Origin of the sequence: Pseudomonas sp. NPDC008258 (genome assembly GCF_042956345.1) — a bacterium.
Taxonomy (GTDB): Bacteria; Pseudomonadota; Gammaproteobacteria; order Pseudomonadales; family Pseudomonadaceae; genus Aquipseudomonas.
This window is the reverse complement of record NZ_JBIBGE010000013.1, coordinates 1-14,442: the sequence shown is the minus strand read 5'-3', so window position 1 is coordinate 14,442 and position 14,442 is coordinate 1. Positions and strand designations below refer to the sequence as shown.

The following is a 14,442-nucleotide window of genomic DNA, read 5'->3' as shown; positions in this document are numbered from 1 at the left end:
CCCGGGAAGGAGATTCCATGTCACTCAGCGAAAAACAGAAGATGCTTGCAGGCCAGCTCTACCATGCTGGCTGCCCTGAGTTGCAGGCCGAGCAGATCGCCAACAAACACTGGATGCACCGCTACAACAGCAGCGTCGAACTGCTCAACGACGCACGCCATGGGCTGTTGCGGGAGCACTTCGGCCAGGTTGGCGAAGGCACGGTGATCCGCCCGCCGTTCTATTGCGACTACGGCTACAACATCAGCGTTGGCCGCAATACCTTCATGAACTTCAACTGCGTGGTCCTCGACGTGATGCCGGTGCGGATCGGTGACGACTGCCAGATTGGCCCGAATGTGCAGATCTACACCGCCGACCACCCGCTGGACGCGGACCTGCGGCGCAGCGGGCTGGAGAGTGGGCGGGCGGTGACCATCGGCAACAACGTGTGGATTGGTGGCGCGGCGATCATCCTGCCGGGGGTGAGCATTGGCGACAACGCAGTGGTGGGGGCCGGGAGTGTGGTGACCCGGGATGTGCCGGCTGGTGCGACAGTGGTGGGTAACCCGGCGCGGGTGCGTCAGCCCGCCCAAGGGCAATAACAGCCGACCGCCAGGGTATTGGAGGCGCTGACCTGACGGCCGTCGAGCAAGGCCTTGAGGATGGGCTCGACGAAACTGTTGCTGGCGTTGCACACCGCGCCCTCGCTGTACGGGCCGAAGTAGGCGAGGTGGCCCTGTTTGTCCCAGATGGCTACTGCCGGGGAGGCGGGCAAGTGCTCGCTGCCTGGCAGGCTGGCGAGGGGCTTGAGGGTGGTGAGGTTGGCGGGCAACTGGCCGTGGCTGCCGGGCTTTTGCAGCACATGGAAGCTTACGCCCTGGTCGGCGAACTGGCTGACCAGGTCGCTTAGATGTTGCTGGTTGCCGACGTTGCAGGGGCAGGACGGGTCCCGGAAGTGCACCACGCGGATTGGGCCGGGGCCGGCGAGTTCGGCGGGTAGTTGCAGCTGGCTACCGTCGAACAGGGTGGCCTGGTTGTCGAACGGGCGCAGGTAGCGGGCCTGGAAGGTGGTGTAGGCCTGCCAGAGCAGAGCGGCGCAGAGCAGCAGGGCAAGGGCAATCAAGATTGGTTTGACGAGTCGCGTCTGCATGGATGTCCGCGGATATCTTGTGGTGGGCTCACTGGCCCTATCGCCGGCAAGCCAGCTCCCACAGGTTATCCGCTGACCTCAGGCTGGAGGATAACCTGTGGGAGCTGGCTTGCCGGCGATAGGGCCAGTACAGGTGACACATAGCCCAAGCTTGCCATGACGCCGGCCAGAGCTGAAGATTCCAGATCAATACATTGCATCAATGTGGATGTGCTCGATGCCCGCTGCTTTTCACCCCGACCACCTGCGCAGCCGCCTGGCGCCGTTGAGCGCTCGCCAACCGTTGACGGCCGAAGCGCAGGACTACCAGCGCTTCTACGGCCTGAACTTGCCGGCACAAAGCTGGCTGGGCAGTTTCCAGGCGGCGGGGTTCGACCTGGTCGGGCAGGCCTGGTTACCCGAACAGCCAAGCGCGACGCTGTTTCTGCTGCACGGCTATTACGACCACATGGGCCTGTATCGGCATGTGATCGACTGGGCGCTCAAGCAGGGTTTCGCGGTGATCAGCTGCGACCTGCCCGGCCACGGCCTGTCCAGTGGCGAACGGGCCAGCATCAGTGATTTCGCGGTGTACCAGCAGGTGCTGGAGGCGTTGTTCGACCAGGCACTCACGCTGCACCTGCCGCGCCCTTGGCACCTGTGCGGGCAGAGCACTGGCGGTGCCATTGCGGTGGATCACCTGTTGCACCAAGGTGTGCGCAGCCCGATCGACGGGCAGGTCATCCTGTTGGCACCGTTGGTGAGGCCTTGCTCCTGGCGCTGGTCGAAACTGAGCTACCGCGTGCTGCGTCACTTCGTGAACGGTATCGAACGGCGCTTCAGCGAAAACACCAACGACCCGGGCTTCCTGGCATTCCTGGAGGCCGACCCGCTGCAACCGCGGCGCCTGCCTACCGCCTGGGTGGGCGCACTGATCGCCTGGGTCAAGCGCATCGAGGCCGCGCCGCGCAGCTCGCGGCGGCCGTTGATCGTGCAGGGGGAGGCCGATGGCACGGTGGACTGGCCCTACAACCTTGAAGTGCTTAAGGCCAAGTTTGCCGAGCCGCAGATATTGATGCTGCCCGAGGCCCGCCACCACCTGGCCAACGAGCTGCCGGGCATTCGCCAGCGCTATTTCGACTTCATCGACCAGCGCCTGGGTTGATCACTTCAGGTCGTTGCTGCTCTGGCCAACCGCCAGGCCGGCGCGCACGGCGGCCAGGGCAGCCTGGTAGTACGCCTTGCCGTCGGGCGACTCGGCAAAGGTGGCGAACTCTTCCAGCTCGGCGTCGGACAGGTCGCGGTAGACGTACAGCAGGGTGTTGTTGAGGTCTTCGCCGATCTGGTTCATGAGGCGCTGGCGCTGGCCGTCGAGCAGGCCCTGGGCCTGGCCGCCGCCAAACAGGCCGGGGATCATCGAACTGAGGCTGTCGGCTGCCACGCCGGCGATGGCCAGGCTGACTTCGGCACCAGCCTCACGCGCGGGCAGGGCTTGTGCCAGGTGGCCGATGACCAGCAGGCGGTCGTCGCTGGCCTGGATCTTCGGCAGGCCTTTGGCATTCTTGGCCAGCTCGTCCTTGCGTGTGGCCTTCAGCTCGGCTGCCACCACCTTGCGCCCCAGCGGCGACTGGAAGAACGCCAGGGCCGGTGCCGGGTTGGCCAGCGTGGCGCGCAGCTGCGCCTGGGCGCGACGGTCTACCGCCTGGGCCTGGAAGCGCTGGTTGCTGTTGTTGACCAGCGCCTGGTACACGGCGGGTGGCAAACTGTTGCGGTAGCGCGCCTGGGCGGCGGTGAGGGCATCGTTGAAGTGGGCGCGCTGGTCGGGCCAGCCGGCGGCCTTGTACAGTTGATCCAGGTTGTCTGCCCAGACAGGCATGGTGCAGATCATCAGCAGAATCAGGGAAAACAGACGGCGCATTCAGGACTCCTGTCGGCAGACGGCTATTGTCCTTGGCCCGGCGCCGGTTTGTCGAGATATCCGCGTATTTCTCGGCCAAGTGGCGCTGTGCGCCGGCATGGCTAATGGATATGATGCGCGCCATGCACAATTCCCCCGAACACCCGATGTTTGCGGCCGTCGTCGACGATCTGGCCACCCATGGCTGGTCCCAGCAGGCGCTGTTTTTGCCTGCTGACCTGGTGCGCGCGCTGGCGGCCGAATGCCGGCGCCGTGATGCCGAAGGCGAACTCAACCCGGCAGGGGTTGGGCGCGGGGTTGCCCAGGAGGTGCGCGAGGCCATCCGCGGCGATCAGATCCAGTGGATCGACCCTGGGCAGGCAGAGGCCTGCGACCAGTACCTGGTGGCCATGGACCAGTTGCGCCTGGCCATCAACCAGGGCCTGTTCCTGGGCCTGGAAGACTTCGAAAGCCACTTTGCCCTGTACCCACCGGGGGCATTCTATCGCCGGCACCTGGACCGTTTTCGCGACGATGACCGGCGTATGGTGTCGGCCGTGCTGTACCTGAATGAAGGCTGGCAGCCAGAAGACGGTGGCCAGTTGCGCATGTTCCTCGCAGAGGGCGTAGAGCACGACGTCGACCCGGTGGCGGGTTGCCTGGTGGTGTTCCTGTCGGGTGAGGTGCCCCACGAGGTGCTGCCGGCCGGGCGTGAGCGGCTGTCGTTGACCGGCTGGTTCCGGCGCCGTGGCAATGACCCGTTCTGACCTGCCCAAGGTGCTGGTCAGCGCCTGCCTGCTGGGGCAGCCGGTGCGTTATGACGGCCGCGCCAGTGGCCACCCCGACCTGTTGCAGCAGTGGCAGGCCGAAGGGCGTGTGGTGCCGTTGTGCCCGGAGGTAGCCGGTGGCTTGCCGACGCCGCGCCCGCCTGCGGAGATCCCGGGCGGGCAGGGCGGTGAGGTGCTGGATGGCGGCGCGCAGGTGATTACCGTGACCGGCGAGGACGTCAGTGCCGAGTTTCTGGCCGGGGCGCAGTTGGCGCTGGAGCTGGTGCGGCGGCATGGCATTGGCGTGGCGGTGCTGAAGGCGGGTAGCCCTTCGTGTGGCAACCGGTTGACCTATGACGGCACGTTCAGTGGTGTGAAGGTGGCGGGGGAAGGGGTGACCACGGCGTTGCTGCGGCGGGCGGGGGTGCTGGTGTTCAGTGAGCTGGAGCTGGAAGAGGCGCAGCGGGCGCTGGCTGGGCTTTCAGTTTAAGCCTGTCCCGGCCCTTTCGCGGGCGCGCCCGCTCCCACAGGTACTGCACAGGTCTCGAATCATGTGGTGATCCTGTGGGAGCGGGCGTGCCCGCGAAGAGGCCGGGACAGGCACTCGATAATTTACTGCCCGGCCGCAGTCTCCTGCACACCCTTGAACCACTTCTGCTCAAGCTCGGCCGTGCGGCCACTGTCTTTCAGCCGTTGCAGCGCATTGTTCACCGCGCTCTCGAACGCCGGGTTGTCCTTCTGGAACGGAATCACCAGCTTCTTTTCGCCAATCGGCAGGCTCACATCGAGCGGGCCGTCACCTTTTGGCGCATCAGTCGATGGCGTGAGCGCAATGTCGTACTTCCCACTCTCGACACCGCTCAATACCTCAGCAGCAGGGCTTTCGACGAACTCGGCGCGCAAGTCCAGTTCCCGGGCCAGGTCCTGGCCAAATTCGATGTCGAAGCCCGTCAGGCGATCGTCTTGCTTGAAGGCGTACGGCGAGTTGTCAGGCTGCACGGCAATGCGCAGTTCGCCCCGGTCGGCGACTTCGTCTATCAGCTCCGCCTGGGCCAATGGACTGATCAGTACTGCCAGCAGTACCCCTATGGTCGAACGCATGAATGCCCCTTTTCTTTCAGCAGATGAGTAACTTTCGTCACGGCTTTCTTCCTCGCCGTGATCGAGCGCAGCCTATGACCTTGAAGCCTCGGCAATGTTTAACCATGACCGAAATATTTCTGTCAGACAATGTGAACACCTTGGCGGATATTTCAACTAAGGTGAACTACCGCTGCTTTTGGACACCGGCAGCGGTCATTAAGTGAATCACAGGAGAAGTGAATGAACAGCCTATTTTCGCGTGCTGCCGTTGCCGGTCTGCTGATGGGAGCGTCGGTTTTTGCCGTTGCTGCGGACGCCCTGAAGAGCCAGGAGCCGCCCAAGGAGGCCAAGGTCTTCATCGTTTCCCCCGCCGATGGTGCAACAGTCGACAAGACCTTCACCGTCAAGTTCGGCATCGAGGGTATGGGCCTCAAGCCTGCCGGTGACCAGACCCCGCACACCGGGCACCACCACCTGCTGGTGGATGTGGACAAAGAGCCTGTTGCCGACATGCCACTGCCGACCAGCCTGATGCCAGAGGCCGGCACCGCACTGCCAGCCGGGCCGCAGGTGCTGCACTTCGGTAAAGCACAGACCGAAACCAGCATTACCCTGACGCCAGGCAAGCACACGCTGCAACTGATTCTGGGTGACCAGTATCACGTGCCGTTCAAGCCAAGCGTCGAGTCGAAGAAGATTACTGTCGACGTGAAGTAAGCGTTGGATTCTTCGCGGGCTCGCCCGCTCCCACAGGAATCCCGTAAGCCTCGGGTTTGCGGGATTCCTGTGGGAGCGGGCAAGCCCGCGAAGCAGGCGATGCCGATGTCACAGGCAAAAAAAGGGAGGCCACCAGGGCCTCCCTTTTTTTGCAGCAAGAAAACTTAGAACAGTACGCGGGAACGGATGGTGCCCTTGACCTGTTGCAGTTTCTCTTGCGCCAGGTCCGAGTACTCGGCGTCAACGTCGATTACCACGTAGCCGACTTTCTCGTTGGTCTGCAGGAACTGACCGGAGATGTTGATACCGTTCTCGGCGAAGACCTTGTTGATCTCGCTGAGCACGCCTGGGATGTTTTCGTGGATGTGCAGCAGGCGGTGCTTGCCTGGGTGGGCCGGCAGGGCCACTTCCGGGAAGTTGACCGAGGACACCGAGGTACCGTTGTCGCTGTACTTGACCAGCTTCTCGGCCACTTCGAGGCCAATGTTGGCCTGGGCTTCGGCGGTGGAGCCACCGATGTGCGGGGTGAGGATCACGTTGTCCAGGCCGCGCAGCGGGCTTTCGAACTCTTCGTCGTTGGAGCGCGGCTCGACCGGGAACACGTCGATGGCGGCGCCGATCAGGTGCTTGTCCTTGATGGCGGCAGCCAGGTGGTCCAGCTCGACCACGGTGCCACGGGCGGCGTTGATCAGGATCGCGCCCTTCTTCATTGCACGGATTTCCTTCTCGCCGATCATCCACTGGGTGGATGGCAGCTCAGGCACGTGCAGCGAGACGATGTCGGCCAGGCCCAGCAGCTCGTTCAGGCTGGTGACCTGCACGGCGTTGCCCAGTGGCAGCTTGGTGAGCGGGTCGAAGAAGTACACCTGCATGCCCAGGTTCTCGGCCAGGACCGACAGTTGGGTACCGATCGAGCCGTAGCCGACGATGCCCAGCTTCTTGCCGCGGATTTCGAACGAGTTTGCCGCGCTCTTGATCCAGCCGCCACGGTGGCAGGAGGCGTTTTTCTCAGGGATGCCGCGCAGCAGCAGGATGGCTTCGGCCAGTACCAGTTCGGCTACCGAACGGGTGTTGGAGTACGGCGCGTTGAACACGGCAATACCGCGCTCGCGGGCCGCTTCCAGGTCTACCTGGTTGGTGCCGATGCAGAAGCAGCCAACGGCGACCAGTTTCTTGGCGCAGTCGAAGATCTCTTCGGTGAGCTGGGTGCGCGAACGGATGCCGATGAAGTGGGCATCGGCGATCTTTTCCTTCAGCTCGGCTTCCGGCAACGAACCAGTGAGGTATTCGATGTTGGTGTAGCCGGCAGCCTTGAGGGTATCGACTGCGTTCTGGTGCACACCTTCAAGAAGAAGGAACCGGATCTTGCTCTTGTCGAGAGAAGTCTTGCTCATCTGCGTAAACCTGTATCCCGGAGAAAAAATGGCGAGGGGTGATGCCAGGCGCGAGGGCAGCCTTAGCATGAACAGCGGGAGGGCTATGCTAGCATACGCGACACAATCTGAGCTTATCCCGACAGGTGAAGAGTGCTCAGGGTGACTATGAATAAGTCGAGAGTTCCAGCGATGACCCACCCCGCTGTAATTGAAGAACTGATGACCCTTGTCGACCCTGGCAAGGTCCTGACTGACGCGGCTTCCCTTGAGGCCTATGGCAAGGACTGGACCAAGCATTACCCGCCGGCGCCCAGCGCCATCGTGTTCCCCAAGACAGTAGAGCAGGTGCAGGCGATTGTGCGTTGGGCTAATGCGCACAGGGTGGCGCTGGTGCCCTCTGGCGGGCGTACCGGCCTTTCTGCCGGCGCCGTGGCGGCCAATGGCGAGGTTGTCGTTTCCTTCGACTACATGAACCAGATTCTCGGCTTCAATGCCTTCGACCGCACCGTGGTCTGCCAGCCAGGCGTGATCACTCGGCAGTTGCAGGCCTACGCCGAAGAACAGGGCCTTTATTACCCGGTGGATTTCGCTTCCAGCGGTTCAAGCCAGATTGGCGGCAATATCGGTACCAATGCTGGCGGCATCAAGGTGATTCGCTATGGCATGACCCGCAACTGGGTCGCCGGGTTGAAAGTGGTCACCGGCAAGGGCGAATTGCTGGAACTGAATAAAGACCTGATCAAGAACGCCACCGGCTACGACCTGCGTCAGCTGTTCATTGGCGCCGAAGGCACGCTGGGGCTCGTGGTCGAGGCCACCATGCGGCTGGACCGGGCACCGCGCAACCTCACGGCGATGGTGCTGGGCACGCCTGACTTCGACTCGATCATGCCGGTGCTGCATGCCTTCCAGGGCAAGCTGGACCTGACCGCCTTTGAGTTCTTTTCCGACAAGGGCCTGGCCAAGATCCTTGCGCGCGGCGATGTGCCGGCACCGTTTGCGACCGATTGCCCGTTCTATGCGCTGCTGGAGTTCGAGGCCAGCACTGAAGAAGTGGCCAACGAAGCCCTGGCTACCTTTGAGCACTGTGTCGAGCAGGGCTGGGTGCTGGACGGGGTGATGAGCCAGAGCGAAACCCAGCTGAAAAACCTGTGGAAACTGCGCGAATACCTGTCGGAGACCATCTCGCACTGGACGCCATACAAGAACGACATTTCGGTGACTGTGTCGAAAGTGCCGGCGTTCCTGCGGGATATCGACGCCATCGTCGCAGAGCATTACCCGGATTACGAAGTGGTGTGGTACGGCCATATCGGCGACGGCAACCTGCACCTGAACATCCTCAAGCCCGAACACATGAGCAAGGATGACTTCTTTGCCTCGTGCACCAAGGTCAACAAGTGGGTGTTCGACATCGTCAAACGCTACAACGGCTCGATCTCGGCCGAACATGGCGTGGGCATGACCAAGCGCGACTACCTGGGCTACAGCCGCTCGCCCGAAGAAATCGCCTGCATGAAGGCAATAAAGGCCGTGTTCGACCCTAACGGCATCATGAATCCGGGTAAGATCTTCGCTCCTGAATAAAAAGCAGTATCCAGAGGAGTCGGCCATGAGTTACCAGCACCAGTACGTAGACGGCACGCGCATTCACTTCCCGCTGGGCAAGGTGGTGTGCATCGGCCGTAACTATGCCGAGCATGCCAAGGAACTGGACAACCCGATCCCCACCGAGCCGCTGCTGTTCATCAAGCCGGGCAGCTGCGTGGTGCCGGCCGAGGGTGGCTTCAAGATCCCGGCCGAGCGTGGTTCGGTGCACTATGAGGCGGAAATCGCCGTGCTGCTGGGCAAGCCGTTGTCGGCCCACCCGACTGAAGAAGAGGTGCTGGACGCCATTTCCGGTTATGCCCCGGCGTTGGACCTGACCCTTCGCGACGTACAGGCCAAGCTGAAAGAGAAGGGCCTGCCGTGGGAACTGGCCAAGAGTTTTGATGGCGCCTGCGTGTTGCCGCCGTTTGTCTCGGCTGGCAGCTTCGAGGACGTGACCGATATCCCGGTGCGCCTGACCGTCAACGGCGAAGTGCGCCAGGACGGCAACAGCGCGATGATGCTGAACCCGATCGTGCCGATGATCCAGTACATGGCGGCGCATTTCTCGCTGCAGCCGGGGGATGTGATCCTCACCGGTACCCCGGCGGGTGTGGGGCCGTTCAATGTGGGGGATGAGCTGGTGCTGGAGCTGCCGGGTGTAAGCCGCTTCGAAAGCCGGGTGCTCTGATTCAAGACCGGGTTGGCTTCTTCGCGGGCGCGCCCGCTCCCACAGGTACAGCGCCGCCCTTGAGTGTTGCGCGGTTCCTGTGGGAGCGGGCGTGCCCGCGAAGAGGCCAGACCCGTTTACCGATTTTTCACACCCTATCCGGATAATGCGCGCACCTACGCCCATTTCCCCAGGAACCTCGCATGCCATCACCCTCCGCCCCGGCAACCTCCAAGCGTCGCTTCTACCTGCGCTGGCCCTTCGGCCTGGCCGTGGCGGCGGTGATCGGCTATGGCGTGGCCGTTGCCATGCACTGGGATGACCGTGGCGCGTTGTGGGTAAAAGAAAGCTTCGAAAGCACTGCCGAGCGCAGTGAAAGCGTGTGGCTGCCGGACTACCAGGTGGACATCGATGCCAAGCCACTGCCGGGCATGGACGACGACGAAGCCTCGGACCTAGCCTTCAACCCGCGTACCCGTACCCTGTTCGCGGTAATGGGCAAGAACCCGATCCTGGTCGAGCTGAGCCTGGACGGCGATGTACTGCGCAAGATCCCGCTCAACGGCTGGAGCAACCCGGAAGGCGTCGCCGTGCTGGAAGACGGCTACCTGGCCATCACCGACGAGCGCCTGCATGATCTGACCGTGGTCAAGGTGGATGCACAGACCACCTCGTTGAACCACGACGACTTCCAGAGCCACGACCTGGGCCCGTCGGTGAAAAGCAATAAAGGCTTCGAAGCGGTGGCCTGGGACCCACTGCGTCAGCGCCTGATCATCGGCGAGGAGCGCCCGCCCAAGCTTTACACCTGGAACAGCGATGGCCGCAGCCCGCTCAAGGGTGAAAAACAGCCGTTGCCCAGTGATGAACTCGACTTGCGCAACCTCTCGGCGGTGGGCGTCGACCCGCGTACTGGCCACTTGCTGGTGCTTTCGGCCGACTCCAACATGCTGCTGGAGCTGGACGAACAGGGTCAGCAAGTCAGCTTCATGACCTTGCTGGGCGGCTTCAACGGGCTTGAAGACACCATCCCGCGTGCTGAAGGCGTGGCCATGGACGACAAGGGCAACCTGTACATGGTCAGCGAGCCGGCGCTGTTCTATCGTTTCAAGAAAAACTGACAGCACCTTCAGATTTGCCTGACGCTGGCATTAAGCTTTGCTTCAGCCGTTAATGGTTAGATTCGCCATCCCTGTGTCGAGTCTGCCCTATGCGCCGTTTTGTTCGTCTGTTTCTGATACTTGCCGTTCTCGGCCTGCTCCTGCTTGGCTGGGCCGGGCAGGAGTTTCGCCTGTTCGAGCGTGGCTGGTTCAACCTGAAGACCTGGTGGCAGCCCGCCGAGCAGAGCATTGGCCTGGACCGCTACCGGGTGGTGGTGGAGGCCAAGGCGGTCGAAGGGCTGGATGACGACATCTCGGCGCTGACCTACGACCCCGACCGCAAGACCCTGTTCACCGTCACCAACGCCCGTTCGGAGCTGATCGAGCTGTCGCTGGACGGCCGCATCCTGCGCCGCGTACCGCTGACCGGTTTCGGCGACCCGGAAGCCGTCGAGTACGTTGGGCCGAACAGCTACGTGATCACCGATGAGCGTCAGCAGCGGCTGATTCGCGTGCGCCTGGAAGACGACACGATGTTCCTCGATGCCGGCGATGCCGAGCAGCTCAGCCTGGGCATCGGCCTGAACGGCAACAAGGGCTTTGAGGGCCTGGCCTACGATTCGGCGGGTAAGCGCCTGTTCGTGGCCAAGGAGCGTGACCCGATGCTGATCTATGAGGTGCACGGCTTCCCGCATGACAACCCGGACAAGCCTTATGCCGTGCATGTGGTGCAGGACCGCAAGCGTGATGCGCGGCTGTTTGTGCGGGATTTGTCGAGCTTGCAGTTCGATGAGCGCAGCGGGCATTTGCTGGCGCTGTCGGACGAGTCGCGTTTGGTGCTGGAGCTGGATGTAAAGGGCCGGCCGCTCAGTACCTTGTCGTTGCGCAAGGGTTTCCAGGGGTTGCAGGCGACAGTGCCGCAGGCGGAGGGGATTGCGATGGATGAAGCGGGGACCATTTACATGGTCAGTGAGCCGAACCTGTTCTATGTGTTCAAGCAGCCGGCTGATTGATGGATTTGAGGGCCTATTCGCGGGCGCGCCCGCTCCCACAGGTATGCCACAGGTTTCAGACCCTGTGCAGTACCTGTGGGAGCGGGCGTGCCCGCGAAGAAGGTTACTCGGCCTTCAGGCTCTTCACACCTTCAGCGGTACCCAGCAGCAGCAGATCCGCCGGCCGCGCCGCAAACAGGCCGTTGGTCACCACGCCAACAATGGCATTGATCTGCGCTTCCAGCTCCACCGGGTTGGTGATCTGCAGGTTGTGCACATCGAGGATCACGTTGCCGTTATCGGTCACCACGCCCTCACGGTAAACCGGATCACCGCCCAGCTTCACCAGCTGGCGGGCCACGTGGCTGCGGGCCATCGGGATCACTTCGACCGGCAGCGGGAAGGCGCCCAGCACCGGTACCAGCTTGCTGCCGTCGGCGATGCAGATGAAGGTCTTTGCCACGGCCGCGACGATTTTCTCGCGGGTCAGGGCTGCGCCGCCGCCCTTGATCAGGTTCAGGTGCGCGTCGCTCTCGTCGGCACCGTCCACGTAGAACTCCAGCTCGCTGACGCTGTTCAGCTCATAGACCGGGATGCCATGGCCCTTCAGACGCTGGGCGGTGGCTTCGGAGCTGGCGACTGCGCCGTCGAAGGCGGTCTTGTGCTGAGCCAGGGCGTCGATGAAGAAGTTGGCGGTCGAACCGGTACCGACGCCGACGACGCTCTTTTCATCCAGCTTGGGCAGAATGAAGTCGACAGCGGCCTGGGCGACGGCCTGTTTGAGTTGGTCCTGGGTCATGCGGGCTCCGAAAAGGGGCAGGGCGGTTTTCAAAGTTGCCTAGTATAACGGCTTGGGCGGCTTTGCTGTGGTCGCCCGACGTAGCGCTGGGGTAGACTCCCAGCCCTTGTCCCGCGGCCCAGTGATGCGTTCCCGATGCTCGAACAGTACGTCAAGAAGATCCTCACCTCGCGCGTCTATGACGTTGCCGTCGAAACCCCGCTGCAGAGCGCCGGGCAGCTGAGCAAGCGCCTGGGCAACCAGATTCTGCTCAAGCGCGAAGACCTGCAGCCGGTGTTCTCGTTCAAGATCCGTGGGGCGTACAACAAGCTGGCCCAGCTGAGCCCGGAGGAGCTGGCCCGTGGCGTGGTTACCGCCTCGGCCGGCAACCACGCCCAGGGCCTGGCCCTGGCGGCGCGTGAGATGGGCATAAAAGCCACAATCGTGATGCCCAAGACCACCCCTGAGATCAAGATCGAAGGCGTGCGGTCACGCGGTGGCAAGGTAGTGCTGCATGGCGACTCGTTCCCCGAGGCGCTGGCGTATTCACTGAAGCTGGTGGACGAAAAGGGTTTTGTCTACGTTCACCCCTACGACGACCCGCACACCATTGCCGGGCAGGGCACCGTGGCGATGGAAATCCTGCGCCAGCACCCTGGCCAGCTGGATGCCATCTTCGTGCCCGTGGGCGGTGGCGGCCTGATTGCCGGCATTGCCGCCTACGTGAAGTACCTGCGCCCGGAGATCAAGGTGATCGGCGTGGAGCCGGACGACTCCAACTGCCTGCAGGCGGCCATGGCGGCGGGTGAGCGCGTGGTGCTGCCGCAGGTCGGGTTGTTCGCCGATGGCGTAGCAGTGGCCCAGATCGGCCAGCACACCTTTGATATCTGCCGTCACCATGTGGATGAAGTCGTTACCGTCAGTACCGACGAGATCTGCGCGGCTATCAAGGATATTTACGACGATACCCGCTCGATCACCGAACCTGCCGGCGCGTTGGGCGTGGCGGGCATCAAGAAGTACGTTGAACTGTACGGCGTGGCCGGGCAGACCCTGGTGGCCATCGACTCCGGTGCCAACGTCAACTTTGACCGCCTGCGCCATGTGGCCGAGCGTGCCGAGCTGGGTGAAAAGCGCGAGGCGATCATCGCCGTGACCATTCCCGAGCGCCCGGGCAGCTTCAAAGCCTTCTGCGAAGCCATCGGCAAGCGGCAGATCACCGAGTTCAACTACCGCAAGCACACCTCGGACGAAGCGCACATCTTTGTCGGCGTGCAGACGCACCCGGAGAGCGACCCGCGAGCGGCGCTGGTGCAGCACCTGACCGAGCAGGGCTTCCCGGTTACCGACTTGACCGACAACGAACTGGCCAAGCTGCATATTCGCCATATGGTCGGCGGTCATTCGGCCGGTGCCAGCGACGAGATGGTGCTGCGCTTCGAGTTCCCCGAGCGGCCGGGGGCGTTGTTCAACTTCCTTAACAAGCTGGGCGGGCGCTGGAACATTTCGATGTTCCATTATCGCAACCATGGCGCGGCTGACGGGCGCGTGGTGGCGGGGTTGCAGGTGCCGGAGGATGAGCGCCACCTGGTGCCGGCAGCGTTGGCCAAGATTGGCTACCCGTACTGGGACGAAACCGAAAACCCGGCCTACAAGCTGTTCCTGGGCTGAGCGGCTAAGCTAGGCCTTAGGGCCTATTCGCGGGCTTGCCCGCTCCCACAGGTACTGCGCAGGCCTCAGGCGTGTGATGTCCCTGTGGGAGCGGGCAAGCCCGCGAAGAAGCCAGCACGAAATGGCCTGCTCAAGGACACAGTGACATGGAACACCTGACCACCCTGAAAACCCCGCACATCATCGCCACCGCCCTGCTGCTGCTGGGCGCCCTTGGCCTGGTTATCTGGACCGTGCGTGCCCGCCGGCAAGGTGATGCCCAGGCCTACGCCAAGCTGCTGCGCCGGCCGCTGGTGTTCGTCTGGCTGGTGATGGGCCTGTGCCTGGTCAGCATGCCGTTCACCGGCTGGTGGCTGGTGCATCTTGTCGGCTGGCCGCTGGGGCAGACCTGGGTGCTGGCGTCCAGCGTCATCTATACCTTTGGCGCGTTTGCCGTTTGGTGGCTGGTGGTAAGGCTGAACCGGCTGCGCAAGGCTGAAGAGGTGGGGCTGCGCTTTACCCTGGCGCTGGCGGTGTTCAGCGGGGTTTGCTTCCTGTCGATTGCCGGGCTGATGGGGGCAAAACCAGTCTGATGGAATTTGGGGCTGCTTTGCAGCCCATCGCCGGCAAGCCAGCTTGTATGGTTAGACTTGAAGGGAGGAGGAGGGACAAAGCCAGCTTCTGACTGTTAGCGCAGTACAGACCGTGGGAGAC

The 14,442-nt window shown here is 62.9% G+C and carries 16 protein-coding genes; 11 read left to right on the top strand and 5 right to left on the bottom strand.

What is annotated here, in order from left to right; translation table 11 throughout:
- Positions 1 to 17: 17 nt before the first annotated feature.
- The gene (locus ACFY9W_RS12590) at positions 18 to 584 is read left to right on the top strand and encodes a maltose acetyltransferase domain-containing protein (RefSeq protein WP_391130501.1); all 567 of its coding nucleotides are present in this window, start codon (positions 18 to 20) and stop codon (positions 582 to 584) included.
- Here ACFY9W_RS12590 and ACFY9W_RS12585 read toward each other — a convergent pair.
- Positions 563 to 1,132 (bottom strand): DUF6436 domain-containing protein, encoded by a 570-nt coding sequence (locus tag ACFY9W_RS12585; RefSeq protein WP_391130498.1) that lies wholly within the window; start codon positions 1,130 to 1,132, stop codon positions 563 to 565. The genes ACFY9W_RS12590 and ACFY9W_RS12585 overlap by 22 nt on opposite strands.
- 217 nt (positions 1,133 to 1,349) lie before the next feature.
- Between ACFY9W_RS12585 and ACFY9W_RS12580 the strand changes: the two genes are divergently transcribed.
- The gene (locus ACFY9W_RS12580) at positions 1,350 to 2,276 is read left to right on the top strand and encodes an alpha/beta fold hydrolase (RefSeq protein ID WP_391130495.1); all 927 of its coding nucleotides are present in this window, start codon (positions 1,350 to 1,352) and stop codon (positions 2,274 to 2,276) included.
- Here the strand turns inward: ACFY9W_RS12580 and ACFY9W_RS12575 are convergent, their stop codons facing one another.
- Complete coding sequence (locus ACFY9W_RS12575; RefSeq protein WP_105947244.1) at positions 2,277 to 3,029, bottom strand: DUF2059 domain-containing protein; 753 nt, start codon at positions 3,027 to 3,029, stop codon at positions 2,277 to 2,279.
- Between the two features lie 113 nt (positions 3,030 to 3,142).
- Here ACFY9W_RS12575 and ACFY9W_RS12570 point away from each other — a divergent pair, with 113 nt between their 5' ends.
- Both ACFY9W_RS12570 and ACFY9W_RS12565 read left to right on the top strand, forming a co-directional pair.
- Positions 3,143 to 3,775 carry a 2OG-Fe(II) oxygenase gene (locus tag ACFY9W_RS12570; protein ID WP_391130794.1) on the top strand — a complete coding sequence of 211 codons (633 nt, stop codon included), beginning with the start codon at positions 3,143 to 3,145 and terminating at the stop codon, positions 3,773 to 3,775.
- The gene (locus ACFY9W_RS12565; protein WP_391130492.1) at positions 3,762 to 4,265 is read left to right on the top strand and encodes a 2-thiouracil desulfurase family protein; all 504 of its coding nucleotides are present in this window, start codon (positions 3,762 to 3,764) and stop codon (positions 4,263 to 4,265) included. Before ACFY9W_RS12570 ends, ACFY9W_RS12565 begins: the two co-directional genes overlap by 14 nt.
- Before the next feature lie 122 nt (positions 4,266 to 4,387).
- On the opposite strand, the gene ACFY9W_RS12560 is transcribed toward ACFY9W_RS12565, so the two are convergent.
- On the bottom strand, positions 4,388 to 4,876 hold the full coding sequence (locus ACFY9W_RS12560) for a transporter substrate-binding domain-containing protein (protein WP_391130489.1): 489 nt from the start codon (positions 4,874 to 4,876) through the stop codon (positions 4,388 to 4,390).
- Between the two features lie 222 nt (positions 4,877 to 5,098).
- Between ACFY9W_RS12560 and ACFY9W_RS12555 the strand changes: the two genes are divergently transcribed.
- On the top strand, positions 5,099 to 5,575 hold the full coding sequence (locus ACFY9W_RS12555; protein WP_391130486.1) for a DUF4399 domain-containing protein: 477 nt from the start codon (positions 5,099 to 5,101) through the stop codon (positions 5,573 to 5,575).
- Between the two features lie 164 nt (positions 5,576 to 5,739).
- Here the strand turns inward: ACFY9W_RS12555 and serA are convergent, their stop codons facing one another.
- Positions 5,740 to 6,969 carry a phosphoglycerate dehydrogenase gene (serA, locus tag ACFY9W_RS12550; protein ID WP_391130483.1) on the bottom strand — a complete coding sequence of 410 codons (1,230 nt, stop codon included), beginning with the start codon at positions 6,967 to 6,969 and terminating at the stop codon, positions 5,740 to 5,742.
- Positions 6,970 to 7,140: 171 nt separating this feature from the next.
- On the opposite strand from serA, the gene ACFY9W_RS12545 reads away from it, so the two are divergent.
- The 4 genes from ACFY9W_RS12545 (at position 7,141) to ACFY9W_RS12530 (ending at position 11,321) form a co-directional block, all read left to right on the top strand.
- Complete coding sequence (locus ACFY9W_RS12545; RefSeq protein ID WP_391130480.1) at positions 7,141 to 8,538, top strand: FAD-linked oxidase C-terminal domain-containing protein; 1,398 nt, start codon at positions 7,141 to 7,143, stop codon at positions 8,536 to 8,538.
- Positions 8,539 to 8,563: 25 nt separating this feature from the next.
- Positions 8,564 to 9,229, top strand: a complete 666-nt coding sequence (locus tag ACFY9W_RS12540) for a fumarylacetoacetate hydrolase family protein (protein ID WP_391130477.1) — start codon at positions 8,564 to 8,566, stop codon at positions 9,227 to 9,229.
- Between the two features lie 182 nt (positions 9,230 to 9,411).
- Positions 9,412 to 10,329, top strand: a complete 918-nt coding sequence (locus tag ACFY9W_RS12535; protein ID WP_391130475.1) for an SdiA-regulated domain-containing protein — start codon at positions 9,412 to 9,414, stop codon at positions 10,327 to 10,329.
- A gap of 89 nt (positions 10,330 to 10,418) precedes the next feature.
- Positions 10,419 to 11,321 carry an SdiA-regulated domain-containing protein gene (locus ACFY9W_RS12530; protein ID WP_391130472.1) on the top strand — a complete coding sequence of 301 codons (903 nt, stop codon included), beginning with the start codon at positions 10,419 to 10,421 and terminating at the stop codon, positions 11,319 to 11,321.
- A gap of 103 nt (positions 11,322 to 11,424) precedes the next feature.
- Here ACFY9W_RS12530 and rpiA read toward each other — a convergent pair whose 3' ends face one another.
- Complete coding sequence (gene rpiA, locus ACFY9W_RS12525) at positions 11,425 to 12,099, bottom strand: ribose-5-phosphate isomerase RpiA (RefSeq protein WP_016502110.1); 675 nt, start codon at positions 12,097 to 12,099, stop codon at positions 11,425 to 11,427.
- A 135-nt stretch (positions 12,100 to 12,234) separates the two neighbouring features.
- On the opposite strand from rpiA, the gene ilvA reads away from it, so the two are divergent.
- Together ilvA and ACFY9W_RS12515 are read left to right on the top strand one after the other, a co-directional pair.
- Positions 12,235 to 13,749 (top strand): threonine ammonia-lyase, biosynthetic, encoded by a 1,515-nt coding sequence (gene ilvA, locus ACFY9W_RS12520; protein WP_391130469.1) that lies wholly within the window; start codon positions 12,235 to 12,237, stop codon positions 13,747 to 13,749.
- Positions 13,750 to 13,895: 146 nt separating this feature from the next.
- The gene (locus ACFY9W_RS12515; protein WP_391130466.1) at positions 13,896 to 14,321 is read left to right on the top strand and encodes a DUF2269 family protein; all 426 of its coding nucleotides are present in this window, start codon (positions 13,896 to 13,898) and stop codon (positions 14,319 to 14,321) included.
- Positions 14,322 to 14,442 lie beyond the last annotated feature (121 nt).

Excerpts from the sequence above, each read along its gene's own strand:
- ACFY9W_RS12590 (WP_391130501.1), top strand. The coding sequence starts at position 18 with ATGTCACTCAGCGAAAAACAGAAGATGCTTGCAGGCCAGCTCTACCAT.
- ACFY9W_RS12585 (WP_391130498.1), bottom strand. The coding sequence starts at position 1,132 with ATGCAGACGCGACTCGTCAAACCAATCTTGATTGCCCTTGCCCTGCTG.
- ACFY9W_RS12580 (WP_391130495.1), top strand. The coding sequence starts at position 1,350 with ATGCCCGCTGCTTTTCACCCCGACCACCTGCGCAGCCGCCTGGCGCCG.
- ACFY9W_RS12575 (WP_105947244.1), bottom strand. The coding sequence starts at position 3,029 with ATGCGCCGTCTGTTTTCCCTGATTCTGCTGATGATCTGCACCATGCCT.
- ACFY9W_RS12570 (WP_391130794.1), top strand. The coding sequence starts at position 3,143 with ATGCGCGCCATGCACAATTCCCCCGAACACCCGATGTTTGCGGCCGTC.
- ACFY9W_RS12565 (WP_391130492.1), top strand. The coding sequence starts at position 3,762 with ATGACCCGTTCTGACCTGCCCAAGGTGCTGGTCAGCGCCTGCCTGCTG.
- ACFY9W_RS12560 (WP_391130489.1), bottom strand. The coding sequence starts at position 4,876 with ATGCGTTCGACCATAGGGGTACTGCTGGCAGTACTGATCAGTCCATTG.
- ACFY9W_RS12555 (WP_391130486.1), top strand. The coding sequence starts at position 5,099 with ATGAACAGCCTATTTTCGCGTGCTGCCGTTGCCGGTCTGCTGATGGGA.
- serA (WP_391130483.1), bottom strand. The coding sequence starts at position 6,969 with ATGAGCAAGACTTCTCTCGACAAGAGCAAGATCCGGTTCCTTCTTCTT.
- ACFY9W_RS12545 (WP_391130480.1), top strand. The coding sequence starts at position 7,141 with ATGACCCACCCCGCTGTAATTGAAGAACTGATGACCCTTGTCGACCCT.
- ACFY9W_RS12540 (WP_391130477.1), top strand. The coding sequence starts at position 8,564 with ATGAGTTACCAGCACCAGTACGTAGACGGCACGCGCATTCACTTCCCG.
- ACFY9W_RS12535 (WP_391130475.1), top strand. The coding sequence starts at position 9,412 with ATGCCATCACCCTCCGCCCCGGCAACCTCCAAGCGTCGCTTCTACCTG.
- ACFY9W_RS12530 (WP_391130472.1), top strand. The coding sequence starts at position 10,419 with ATGCGCCGTTTTGTTCGTCTGTTTCTGATACTTGCCGTTCTCGGCCTG.
- rpiA (WP_016502110.1), bottom strand. The coding sequence starts at position 12,099 with ATGACCCAGGACCAACTCAAACAGGCCGTCGCCCAGGCCGCTGTCGAC.
- ilvA (WP_391130469.1), top strand. The coding sequence starts at position 12,235 with ATGCTCGAACAGTACGTCAAGAAGATCCTCACCTCGCGCGTCTATGAC.
- ACFY9W_RS12515 (WP_391130466.1), top strand. The coding sequence starts at position 13,896 with ATGGAACACCTGACCACCCTGAAAACCCCGCACATCATCGCCACCGCC.